The organism is Streptomyces boncukensis, from assembly GCF_011045075.1.
Classification (GTDB): Bacteria; Actinomycetota; Actinomycetes; order Streptomycetales; family Streptomycetaceae; genus Streptomyces; species Streptomyces boncukensis.
Window position 1 is genome coordinate 1 of the sequence record NZ_JAAKZZ010000249.1, and the last position, 10,806, is coordinate 10,806.

Consider the following 10,806-nt stretch of genomic DNA (forward strand, 5'->3'; position numbering starts at 1 on the left):
CGGGGACGACGATGACGACGGCGCCCCGCGCTCCCGGGTGGACGGCGACACCGCCGAGCGCACCCTCTCCTTCCCCGTCGACGACGACGGGGAGGTGACGTACGACGAGGACGACCGCGCCGGGCGCCAGGACTTCCGCGTCGCCGCCGTGCGCAGCGCCACCGGCGACGGCACCCCCGTCACCGTCTACGCCGGGGCCTCGCTGCACGACCAGCAGCAGGCCGTCTCCTCCGTGACCCGCTCCATGCTGATCGGGCTGCCGGTGCTGCTGCTCGTCGTCGGCTCGGTCACCTGGCTGGTCACCCGGCGCGCGCTGCGCCCTGTGGAGGGCATCCGCCGGGAGATGGGCGCGATCACCGCGAGCACGGACCTGTCCCGCCGCGTCCCGGAGCCGGACTCCCGGGACGAGGTGGCTCGGCTCGCCCGTACGACCAACGCGACCCTCGCCGCGCTGGAGCACTCCGTCGAGCGCCAGCGGCGCTTCGTCGCCGACGCCTCGCACGAGCTGCGCAGCCCGATCGCCTCGCTGCGCACCCAGCTGGAGGTGGCCGCGGCCCACCCCGAACTGCTGGACGTGGACGGTGCGGTGGAGGACACCGTCCGCCTCCAGGACCTCGCGGCCGATCTGCTGCTGCTCGCGCGGCTGGACGCGGGGGAGCGGCCCGGGGACGCCCGGGTGCCGCTGGCGCCGCTGGTCCGCGAGGAGCTGGCGCAGCGGGTGGGCGATCCGCACCCGGTGCACCTCGCCCACCCGCTCGCGGAGGGCGAGGTGCTGGGCTCCCGTGGCCAGTTGGCCCGGGTGCTGGGCAACCTGCTGGACAACGCCCAGCGGCATGCGCGCTCGGCCGTCGGCGTCGCCGTACGCCGCGCGGGCGACCAGCTCGTGCTGGAGGTCGGCGACGACGGGGAGGGCGTGCCGGAGGCGGAGCGGGAACGGATCTTCGAGCGCTTCGTGCGGCTGGACGCGGCGCGCACCCGGGACGAGGGCGGCGCGGGCCTGGGCCTGGCCATCGCCCGCGATGTGGCGGAGCGCCACGGCGGCACCCTGGCGGTCGGCACCGCGCCGGAGGGCGGAGCGCTGTTCGCCCTGCGGCTGCCGTTGGTCGGTTGACGGACCGGGTTCCGGCGCCCTCACGGGCTGCCCGGGTCACGGCCCTGGGCCCTAGCCTCTCCCCCGATCGCTGCGGAGCTTCTCCGCCACCGGCCGGAGCATGGCCTCGTACCGCGTCAGGTCCGGCAGGGAGAGCTGGTCGATGAAGTGCCGCCGTACGGAGGCGACATGGTGCGGGGCGACGTTGCGCATGGTGTCCCAGCCGTGGTCGGTGAGGACCGCGAAGAGGCCGCGCTTGTCCGACTCGCAGTGCTCGCGGCGTACCAGATCCACCTTCTCCATCCGGGTGATCTGGTGCGACAGCCGGCTCTTGGACTGGAGCGTGGCGGAGGCGAGATCGGTCATCCGCATCCGGTGGCCTTCCGACTCCGAGAGGTTCACCAGGATCTCGTAGTCGTTGTTGGTCAGTCCGAAGGGCTGGAGGTCGTGCTCCAACTGGTACATGAGCAGGCGGCTCACGTCCAGGTGAGCCCGCCAGGCGCGCTGCTCGTCCTCGGTGAGCCAACGAGTGCCGTCATCGGTGTCCATACCGCGAGACTCTACCTAGGCTCGCACACGCGTGCTCACGCGGTGTGGCCTTCGAGTCACCGTCCGCCGATCTCACAGGCCGAACCGCCGCTGCAGGCCGCCGCCCTGCCCCGGCGGCTGTGCGCCGCCCTGCCGGTCGCCCTGGCCGCCGCCGGGCACCCCGTCCTCCTGCGGGACGGCGCCGGTGTCCCGCTCTGCCATGAGGCTCTCGGTCGACTGGATCAGAACGGTCCCCGCACCGACGAACTCGAACTGGTGCTCTTCCCCGGAGGCGCCGCCGAGCCCCGTCATCGCGCGGACCCCGCCCATGACGCCCCGCAGATACTGGTGGTCGTAGTGGTGGCAGGGCGAGGGGCAGTCGGACCAGCCCACCAGCGCCTGCGGGTCCACCCGCACCGGCGGTTCGAGGAAGTGCACCTCGCCGTTGGAGGCGGCCACGAACTTCCCCGTGCCGATGAGGGTGAGGAAGCCCGGGATGATGGACTGCTTCAGCGAGAGCGACGGCTCGTAGGCGAGCAGGTTGCCGGAGCGGACGGTGAGGTTGCCCTCTTCCAGGTCGTAGGAGTTGATGTCGAAGGCGCGGTCGGCGAGCAGCAGCTTGCCCTGTCCCTGGGCCACCACCCAGTCGGAGGCGTGCAGCGGCGAGTGGAAGCTGGAGGCGATCAGCCCGTCCAGCGGGCCGTGGCCGATGCCGTGGAAGTCGATCTGCCCGTAGTAGGCGATCATCTTCCCCTTCTGCAGGAACCACTGGCCGTTCAGGTCCACGCAGAAGGCGTACGGATTGACGTTGTCGTTGGCCGGAAGCGAGCCGGCGTCGAAGACCTGGGGCGCAGTAGTCACAGCTTCTCCTCACTCGCCTGCACGAAGACCGCGCCGCTCCCGGACAGCTCCAGCTGGAACCCCTCGCCCGAGCCGCGCCCCACCATCTCCCGCCAGCCCAGCGCGGTGGACAGCTTGTTGCGGACGTCGCCGAAGTGCGCGACGTACGCCTGCGGGTCGACGTGCACGGGGCTCTGCGGGGTGATGGGGAGCTGGATGACGCCGCCGTGCGCCATCACCGCCGCCGCGCCCTTCCCCATGAGCGTCGTGGTGAACAGGCCCTGGCCGCTGACCTGGCCGCGCACCATGCCCATCAGCCCGCCGTCCCGGCCCAGAAAGAGGGTGCCCTGCTCCAGGGTGCCGTCGAAGGCGAGCAGCCGGTCGGCCTCCACACACAGCGTGTCCCCGTCGAGGTTGATCACCTGGACATGGTGGCCGCCGTGCCCGAACAGCACGGTGCCCCGGCCCTCGACGGTCATCAGCGGCGTCGCCTCGTTCGCCACCCGGCGTCCGATCATCGACCGCAGGCCGCCCTGGCCGCCCTGGATGTTGGGGGTGAAGCTCACCTCGCCGGTGTAGGCCACCATCGCGCCACGCTGGCTGAACAGCCGGGCGCCCGGCGCCACCTGGGCCTCCACCAGCTTCGCGCTGACTTCCCGGAACGGCATCAGACATCGCCCCCGACGGTGTTGCGCTCGCTGGGCTGGACGTAGACCAGGCCGTCGCCCTCGAAGCGGATCTGGAACGACTCGCCCGAGCCCTCGCCCATGAACGTCCGGAAAGTGACCCCGGACTGGAAGGTCTGCCGGAGGTTGCCCTGGTGTGCGATATACGCGCCCGGGTCCACCTGGAGCGGCATCCCGTGGGTCACCCGCAGCAGCACCGCCGGGCCGTCGGACATCAGCGCCGCCTCGCCCGCGCCCTCGACGGTGGTGGTGAACAGGCCGTTGCCCTGGGATGCGCCGCGCAGCCCGGTGAACGTGGTCCCGGTGCGCAGACCGGCGTCCGTGCAGAGCAGGTTGCTCGCCTCCACATGCAGCTTCTCGCCGTTGAGCCGCACCAGGCTGATGTCGCTGGCCCGGTCGGCGAAGTAGCAGGTCCCCTGGCCCTTCACCTCCATGACCGCCATCTGCTCGCCGGTGAGCCGCCGGGTGACCATGCCGCGCAGGCCCTCGCCGCCGCCGGTCATCTTCTTGAACGCCATCTGGCCGTCGTACGCGACCATCGCGCCGTTCTTCGCCTTCACCGCGTCACTGCCGCCGCCGAGTGTGACAGCGAGTACCTTGGTGCCTTCGAGTCGGAACTGAGCCACGGGACGAACCTACCCTGCGGCCGCTGATCCACATCAGTGCTGCCACAATGACAGAGCTTGTGCACCCCTTCACAAGCTGTCCCTTCACCAGCCGAGCCCACCGATGCGAGGACAAGCTGTGGCCATTCTGGAAACCCCCAACGGCATGCCGCCGAAGGCGGTCACCGCGCTCCGCCGTCTGCGACTGACCTCTGTTCCCGAGGCGGTCTCCTTCCTGCTGCTCCTGGTCTGCTCGGTGCTCAAGCGCACCACGGACTTCAACGCGGTGCCCGTCATGGGCGCCATTCACGGCATCCTGTTCATCCTCTACGTGGTCTTCTGGGCCGACGCCTGGAACCGGATCAAGTGGCCCTTCGGCCGCGCCGCGCTCTACTTCGTGCTCTCCGTCCTGCCGACCGGCGGCTTCTTCGCGGACAGGATGCTGCGCAGGGAGGAGGAGGCCGGCGTGATAGCGCTGCGGGCCCGCAAGGAGCAGGAGGGGACCGTGGCCAGCTCATGATCGTCGCGTTCTCCGTGACCCCGCTCGGCGTCGGCGAGGACGTGGGGGAGTACGTCGCCGACGCGGTGCGGGTCGTGCGCGAGTCGGGGCTGCCGCACCGGACGGACGCGATGTTCACCTCGGTCGAGGGCGAGTGGGACGCGTGTATGGACGTGGTCCGGCGCGCCGTCGCCGCCGTGGAGGCGAGGGCGCCGCGCGTCTCCCTCGTCCTCAAGGCCGACATCCGGCCGGGCGTGGCGGACGGCCTCACGGCGAAGGTCGACACCGTCGAGCGCCATCTGGCCGAGGGGGCCGGGGGAGCCGAGCGGGCCGAGTGACCCGAGCGGGCCGGGGGCGCCGGGGCGCCGGGTAAGGGGAGGATTTCCCTCCGCGTCCGGGTTGTGAGAACCGCTTCAACCGCCCGTGACCGGCCGGTAGGGTCGGGCGCGTGCCGAAACCGCTCAGCCTGTCGTTCGACCCGATCGCCCGCGCCGGCGAGCACTGGAAGCAGCAGTGGGGGGCCGTCCCCTCGATGGCCGCGATCACGTCCATCATGCGCGCCCAGCAGATCCTGCTCGCCGAGGTGGACGGGGTGGTGAAGCCGTACGGGCTCACCTTCGCCCGCTATGAGGCGCTGGTGCTGCTCACCTTCTCCAAGTCCGGCGAGCTGCCGATGTCGAAGATCGGCGAGCGGCTGATGGTGCACCCGACGTCCGTGACCAACACCGTGGACCGGCTGCGTGCCGCCGGCTTCGTGGAGAAGCGCCCCAACCCCAACGACGGCCGCGGCACGCTCGCCGCGATCACCGACAAGGGCCGCGAGGTGTGCGACGCGGCCACCCGGGATCTGATGGCCATGGACTTCGGGCTGAGCGCGTACGGCGCCGAGGAGCTGGACGAGATCTTCCGGATACTCCGCCCGCTGCGGGTCGCAGCGGGGGACTTTACGGACGAGGGCGACAAAGAGTAGGGGCCTCGAAGATCGCCCCGGCCCGGTCGCTACGCTCGATCCATGAAACGAAGCGTGCTGACCCGCTACCGGGTAATGGCCTACGTCACCGCCGTGATGCTGCTGGCGCTGTGTACGTGCATGATCTTCAAGTACGGCTTTGACAAGGGCGAGGACCTCACGCTGCTGGTCTCGCAGGTCCACGGCGTGCTCTACATCATCTACCTGGTCTTCGCCTTCGACCTGGGCCAGAAGGCGCGCTGGCCGTTCGGCAAGCTGCTGTGGGTCCTGCTGTCCGGCACCATCCCGACCGCGGCCTTCTTCGTGGAGCACAAGGTGACCAAGCAGGTGGAGCCGCTGGTGGCGGGGTCGGAGGCGTCGGCCGCGAGGGCGTAGGGCCCGGCGGACAACCCGTCGGCGTCAGCCATCGACATTTACTTGGACGTCCAAGTAAATTGGAGGCATGGATGCTGACGCCATCACCGAGGGCCGCCGCCGCTGGCAGGAGCGCTACGACGCAGCGCGCAAGCGGGAGGCCGACTTCACCACGCTCAGCGGCGATCCCGTCGAGCCGGTGTACGGGCCGGGCCCTGCAGACACCGTGGAGGGCTTCGAGCGGATCGGCTGGCCGGGAGAGTTCCCGTTCACCCGCGGGCTGTATCCGACCGGCTACCGCGGCAGGACCTGGACCATCCGCCAGTTCGCCGGGTTCGGCAACGCCGAGCAGACGAACGAGCGGTACAAGATGATTCTGGAGGCGGGCGGCGGCGGGCTGTCCGTCGCCTTCGACATGCCGACGCTGATGGGCCGCGACTCCGACGACCCCCGCTCGCTCGGCGAGGTCGGCCACTGCGGGGTCGCCATCGACTCCGCCGCCGACATGGAGGTCCTGTTCCGGGACATCCCGCTGGGGGATGTCACCACCTCCATGACCATCTCGGGCCCGGCCGTCCCCGCCTTCTGCATGTACCTCGTCGCCGCCGAGCGGCAGGGCGTCGACCCGGCCGTGCTGAACGGCACGCTGCAGACGGACATCTTCAAGGAGTACATCGCGCAGAAGGAGTGGCTCTTCCAGCCCGAGCCCCATCTGCGCCTCATCGGCGATCTGATGGAGCACTGCACGGCGGGCATCCCGGCGTACAAGCCGCTGTCGGTCTCCGGCTACCACATCCGCGAGGCGGGCGCGACGGCGGCGCAGGAGCTGGCGTACACCCTCGCGGACGGCTTCGGCTACGTCGAGCTGGGCCTCTCGCGCGGCCTGGACGTCAACACGTTCGCACCGGGCCTGTCCTTCTTCTTCGACGCGCATGTCGACTTCTTCGAGGAGATCGCCAAGTTCCGCGCCGCGCGCCGGATCTGGGCCCGCTGGATGCGCGACGTCTACGGCGCCACCAGCGAGAAGGCGCAGTGGCTGCGCTTCCACACCCAGACGGCGGGCGTCTCGCTGACCGCCCAGCAGCCGTACAACAACGTGGTCCGCACCGCCGTGGAGGCGCTGGCCGCCATCCTCGGCGGCACCAACTCGCTGCACACCAACGCGCTGGACGAGACGCTCGCGCTGCCCAGCGAGCAGGCCGCCGAGATCGCGCTGCGCACCCAGCAGGTGCTGATGGAGGAGACCGGCGTCACCAACGTCGCGGACCCGCTGGGCGGCGCCTGGTACATCGAGGCGCTCACCGACCGCATCGAGGCCGACGCGGAGAAGGTCTTCGACCAGATCAAGGAGCGCGGCCAGCGGGCCGTGCCGGACGGCCGGCTTCCCCAAGCTCTCGGCTCCGCTCGAGCAGGGGAGACCCCATTCATCGGTCCGATCACCTCCGGGATCCTGCGCGGCATCGAGGACGGCTGGTTCACCGGCGAGATCGCCGAGTCCGCGTTCCGCTACCAGCAGGCGCTGGAGAAGAACGACAAGCGGGTCGTCGGCGTCAACTGCCACACCGGGTCCGTCACCGGGGACCTGGAGATCCTGCGGGTCAGCCACGAGGTGGAGCGCGAGCAGGTCCGGATCCTCGCCGAGCGGAAGGGGCGGCGGGACGATGCCGCCGTACGCCGGACCATCGGTGCCCTCGTGGAGGCCGCGCGCGGCAGCGGCAACATGATCGAGCCGATGCTGGAGGCGGTGCGCGCCGAGGCGACGCTGGGCGAGATCTGCGACGCCCTCCGCGAGGAGTGGGGGGTCTATACGGAACCGCCCGTGTTCTGACCGCCGGCCGGCTACGGGGCGCCTTCCGGGCAGCCCCGTGCCGCCGTCGGGCGAGTGCGGGCGCCTCCGGGCCGTTCGCGCAGTTCCCCGCGCCCCTGGCGGGGCGCAGGCGAGGCCCTCGGCCCCGGTGACCCGGCAGCGGCTGCCCCGGAAGGCGGAGGCACGCTCACCCGGGCAGCACCGGCGGCAGCAGATCCCGCTGGGCCGGCTGCGCGAGGCGGCGCAGGAAGGCGAGGGCGCCGGCGACCCCCATCCCCCACGACAGCGGCGCGTCCTGCCCGTCCAGGTCGATGAAGGACGGCGCCTCGTCGGGCCCGGCGCTCCGCGTCAGCAGCTGGCGCGCGGCCCGTCCTGCGCCCTCCCAGCAGCGCTCGTCCCCGGAGTCCCGGGCCAGCTCGACCAGGGCGCTGCCCACGCCGGAGACGCCGCAGCACTGGGAGAGGTTCTCCATCCGGGGGACCCAGTCGGCGCAGGCGTGCGCGGCCGAGAGCGCGGCGGCGCGCAGCGCCGGCTCGTCGAAGAGCGTGCCCGCGTGGTGCAGCGCCCTGGCGGCCCCCGCGAGCCCCTGGCACCACGATGCCGTGATGGGGACGGCGGAGGGCGCCGCCGAGGCGGCCACCAGATCGGCCGCGCGCCGCCGCAGCTCGTGCGCGCGGGCGAGCGCGCCGCGCGCGACGGCCGGGTCCTGATCCCGCGCGGCGAGCGCCACCAGGAAGTCCACGACCCCGGCGAGGCCGTGCGCGTAGCCGAACGACGGATCGACGCCCGCGCCGTGCGGCAGGCCGCTGTCCGGGGTGACGGCCATCAGCGGCTCGCTCCGGGACAGCATGCGCGCGGCGTGCTCGCGCGCCAGGTCGAGATGGGCGGCGCCGCCCTCGGTGTCGTACAGGAGCAGATGGCCGAGGCCGACGCCCGCCATCCCGCTGAGCATGTCGTCCGTGGGCTCGGGCGGCACGTCCTCGCGCGGGGGCTCCGCCGCGTACCCGGCGCGCAGCGCGAGCGCGCGGAAGATCCGGATGCCGGTGGTGCCCGCGTACAGCCCCGGCGCGAGGCCGACCCGCCGGGACGCGGCGGCGGTGTGCGCCGCCAGCCGGGTGACGGCGCGGGGTACGTCCGGGTGGTCCTGGTGGTGCAGCAGCTCCAGGCCGACGCCCGCGCTGCCGGTGTAGACGCTCGCGTCGACGCCGCCGATGGCGGTCGCCGGCGCGTCGAGCAGATAGCGGTCCACGGCGCCGAGCAGCGTTCCGAGGGCGTGCCCGGCGAGTTGCTCCGGCTCGGTCTCCGGCTCCGCTCCGCCGACGGGCGCATGCCCGGCCGGCGCCGCCGAGGCCGCCTGCGTGCCGAACCACTCCCCGGCGGCCAGGGCGCGCAGCGCCTCCCGTGCGGCGGCAGGGCGGTCGTCGGTGAGCGCCCCCAGCAGCCGGACGAAGTCCCGCTGGGTCGCCCCGTAGAGCGCGCCGAGGGACTGCAGCATCCGGGTGCGGGCCAGGCCGGGGACGGCGGTGCCGGTGAGCGGCAGCATTCCGGTGGCGGCGTAGCCGAGGGCCATGCCGAGCGCGTAGCAGTCGTCCTCAGCGCGCGGCGGCTCGTCGGCGAGCTGGCGGGCGGGTGCGAACCCGGCGGTGCCGCCGGGGAGGTGCAGTCCGTCCAGCGCGGCGAGGGCGAGGTCGATGAGCACGGCCCGCTTCTCGCCCAGCACGATGTTGCGGGGCGTCAGGTCGCGCATGACGACGCCGCGGTCGTGCAGGGCGCACAGGGTGCCGGCCAGCTCCGTCATCATCCGCAGGAAGCCGGCCGGGGGCGCGCCGTACGCGGTGTGCGCCGGGTGCAGAAACGCGCCGTGCAGCCGTACGTGCACCAGCAGGTTGGTGCTGCCCGCGTCGCTGGTGACGAGGAACTCGTCGTCGCCGTGCGCGAAGTGGTCGAGGAACTCGGGCAGCCCCTCGATGCCGCGCGCCGCCTCCAGGACGCGGCGCTCGTTGCGCAGCCGGGTCCGCGCGTCGCTGCCGCCGCGGCCCTCGCCGACATGGGCGCGGGCCTGCTTGACGACCACCTCGCGGCCCGAGGCGGTCTCCACGGCGCGGAACACGTTCCCGTGCGCGGCCTGGTAGATGCCCCGGGTGACGCGGTAGCGCCCGCCCAGCACGTCGCCGGGCCCGTCCGCTCCGGCGCCGTGCGGCGAATCCGCGGCGGCGAACGGGTCGGTGACCCAGGACGGCTGGCGGTAGTCGAGGGTGGCCGCCGCGTCGAAGAACGCGCCGTCCGGCCCCGGGATACGCAGCGCGAGGGCGCCCTTGTCGCCCGCGTACCACCGGGCGGAGAACGGGCCGTAGCGGTAGTAGACGGGGGAGTCGGCGCGTATCCGCCGGTCGCTGAGGACGCGCGGTCCCTCGTGGCCGCGCAGCAGTTCGGCCAGCGCGAGCCCGAGCTCCCGCGCCCGGGACGGCTCCGGGTAGACGGTCACCGCCTTGCCGACGGCGGCGGGCGAGTCCTGGCCGTGGTTGAGCCGGACGAGCACGGGCAGCGAGCGGGCCACCTTGAAGTGGCAGCGCGCGTCGAGCAGCGCGGGCACCAGGGCGTCCAGCAGCTCGGGCAGGTTGTCGGCGCGGGAGGAGATGTGCAGCTTCCAGCCGTGCTCGGGCAGCGGCGCGCCGTGTGGTTCGACCGTCGCCCAGTGGGAGTCGGTGTGCAGGGAATGGCCGGGGTCGGGCGCGGTGTCCACCGCTTCCTTCAGGAAGGCTTCGACATCCCAGTCCGCTGAACTCATCGCACCTCTCCGGCCATTCCCCGCGTCCCCTCGAAGCTGTCGGTCTCGTTTCCGGTTCCGGTTCCGGTTCCGGTTACGCCGGCGCGAAGGCGCTGTGGCCGGTGCCCATGCAGTTGATGGTGTGGTTGTTGCATACGCAGCTGATCGGGCAGCGGTCGGCAGCGGCGGCGGCCTGTTCGTAGGTGTCGAACTCCACCGCGGGCTCCGCGGTCAGTGCGCCGGCCTGCCGGGGCAGGAGCGTGGCAAGGGCGTCCATGGCGACTCCTCCAGCTTTCTGGTTCGGGGTAACTGACGTACTGCTATCTGGCACATTACGAGGACCCGGGTCCGGGCAACAGTGGGCCTGAACGGTCGGGTCGGGGTGTACCTGACGCCACTCGCGCCCCTTCGGGGCGCACCGGTGTGCCCCGTCAGGGGCGCGGGGAACTGCGCGCCAAGCCACAGACCGCCCGCAGACCGCGGCGAACAGCAAGGAGCAGCCCCGACCCGGCACGATCCACCGGACCCGCCCTGGTGTTCTGTCTCGGGAGGTTGTGGACGGTGAGGCAGGTCTCGGTTGAGGGATCTTGAATGGGTGAGGGCCTTCCGGGTTCGGTGTGGATTGTGATGTCTGCACCGACCAGAAAGGCCCTCGTGCCC

At 72.2% G+C, this 10,806-nt stretch carries 12 protein-coding genes; 6 read left to right on the top strand and 6 right to left on the bottom strand.

Annotation, left to right across the window (positions count from 1 at the left end; all coding sequences use genetic code 11):
• A partial coding sequence (locus tag G5C65_RS21870) for a sensor histidine kinase (protein ID WP_165300606.1) occupies positions 1-1,111 on the top strand: 1,111 nt, incomplete at its 5' end.
• Between the two features lie 51 nt (positions 1,112-1,162).
• On the opposite strand, the gene G5C65_RS21875 is transcribed toward G5C65_RS21870, so the two are convergent.
• From G5C65_RS21875 to G5C65_RS21890, 4 genes are all read right to left on the bottom strand, one after another.
• Complete coding sequence (locus tag G5C65_RS21875; RefSeq protein ID WP_165300607.1) at positions 1,163-1,639, bottom strand: MarR family winged helix-turn-helix transcriptional regulator; 477 nt, start codon at positions 1,637-1,639, stop codon at positions 1,163-1,165.
• A gap of 72 nt (positions 1,640-1,711) precedes the next feature.
• Positions 1,712-2,479: an AIM24 family protein gene (locus tag G5C65_RS21880; RefSeq protein WP_165300608.1), complete on the bottom strand. Its 768-nt coding sequence runs from the start codon at positions 2,477-2,479 to the stop codon at positions 1,712-1,714.
• A complete protein-coding gene (locus tag G5C65_RS21885) occupies positions 2,476-3,126 on the bottom strand; it encodes an AIM24 family protein (protein WP_165300609.1) in 651 nt (216 codons plus the stop codon). The genes G5C65_RS21880 and G5C65_RS21885 overlap by 4 nt, the downstream gene beginning before the upstream one ends.
• Complete coding sequence (locus G5C65_RS21890) at positions 3,126-3,770, bottom strand: AIM24 family protein (protein WP_165300610.1); 645 nt, start codon at positions 3,768-3,770, stop codon at positions 3,126-3,128. The genes G5C65_RS21885 and G5C65_RS21890 overlap by 1 nt, the downstream gene beginning before the upstream one ends.
• A gap of 145 nt (positions 3,771-3,915) precedes the next feature.
• Here G5C65_RS21890 and G5C65_RS21895 point away from each other — a divergent pair, with 145 nt between their 5' ends.
• From G5C65_RS21895 to G5C65_RS21915, 5 genes are all read left to right on the top strand, one after another.
• On the top strand, positions 3,916-4,269 hold the full coding sequence (locus G5C65_RS21895; protein WP_165300617.1) for a DUF3817 domain-containing protein: 354 nt from the start codon (positions 3,916-3,918) through the stop codon (positions 4,267-4,269).
• A complete protein-coding gene (locus G5C65_RS21900) occupies positions 4,266-4,586 on the top strand; it encodes an MTH1187 family thiamine-binding protein (protein WP_165300611.1) in 321 nt (106 codons plus the stop codon). Before G5C65_RS21895 ends, G5C65_RS21900 begins: the two co-directional genes overlap by 4 nt.
• A gap of 110 nt (positions 4,587-4,696) precedes the next feature.
• A complete protein-coding gene (locus G5C65_RS21905; protein ID WP_165300612.1) occupies positions 4,697-5,218 on the top strand; it encodes a MarR family transcriptional regulator in 522 nt (173 codons plus the stop codon).
• A gap of 42 nt (positions 5,219-5,260) precedes the next feature.
• Positions 5,261-5,593: a DUF3817 domain-containing protein gene (locus tag G5C65_RS21910; RefSeq protein WP_165300613.1), complete on the top strand. Its 333-nt coding sequence runs from the start codon at positions 5,261-5,263 to the stop codon at positions 5,591-5,593.
• Between the two features lie 67 nt (positions 5,594-5,660).
• Positions 5,661-7,400 (top strand): coenzyme B12-dependent isobutyryl-CoA mutase large subunit, encoded by a 1,740-nt coding sequence (locus G5C65_RS21915; RefSeq protein ID WP_165300614.1) that lies wholly within the window; start codon positions 5,661-5,663, stop codon positions 7,398-7,400.
• 166 nt (positions 7,401-7,566) lie between these two features.
• Here G5C65_RS21915 and G5C65_RS21920 read toward each other — a convergent pair whose 3' ends face one another.
• Both G5C65_RS21920 and G5C65_RS21925 read right to left on the bottom strand, forming a co-directional pair.
• Complete coding sequence (locus tag G5C65_RS21920; RefSeq protein ID WP_165300615.1) at positions 7,567-10,167, bottom strand: class III lanthionine synthetase LanKC N-terminal domain-containing protein; 2,601 nt, start codon at positions 10,165-10,167, stop codon at positions 7,567-7,569.
• Between the two features lie 73 nt (positions 10,168-10,240).
• Positions 10,241-10,423, bottom strand: a complete 183-nt coding sequence (locus G5C65_RS21925) for a hypothetical protein (RefSeq protein ID WP_165300616.1) — start codon at positions 10,421-10,423, stop codon at positions 10,241-10,243.
• Between the last annotated feature and the right edge of the window lie 383 nt (positions 10,424-10,806).

Coding starts and splice junctions, on each gene's coding strand:
- G5C65_RS21895 (WP_165300617.1), top strand. CDS start 3,916: ATGCCGCCGAAGGCGGTCACCGCGCTCCGCCGTCTGCGACTGACCTCT.
- G5C65_RS21910 (WP_165300613.1), top strand. CDS start 5,261: ATGAAACGAAGCGTGCTGACCCGCTACCGGGTAATGGCCTACGTCACC.
- G5C65_RS21925 (WP_165300616.1), bottom strand. CDS start 10,423: ATGGACGCCCTTGCCACGCTCCTGCCCCGGCAGGCCGGCGCACTGACC.
- G5C65_RS21900 (WP_165300611.1), top strand. CDS start 4,266: ATGATCGTCGCGTTCTCCGTGACCCCGCTCGGCGTCGGCGAGGACGTG.
- G5C65_RS21885 (WP_165300609.1), bottom strand. CDS start 3,126: ATGCCGTTCCGGGAAGTCAGCGCGAAGCTGGTGGAGGCCCAGGTGGCG.
- G5C65_RS21915 (WP_165300614.1), top strand. CDS start 5,661: ATGGATGCTGACGCCATCACCGAGGGCCGCCGCCGCTGGCAGGAGCGC.
- G5C65_RS21920 (WP_165300615.1), bottom strand. CDS start 10,167: ATGAGTTCAGCGGACTGGGATGTCGAAGCCTTCCTGAAGGAAGCGGTG.
- G5C65_RS21875 (WP_165300607.1), bottom strand. CDS start 1,639: ATGGACACCGATGACGGCACTCGTTGGCTCACCGAGGACGAGCAGCGC.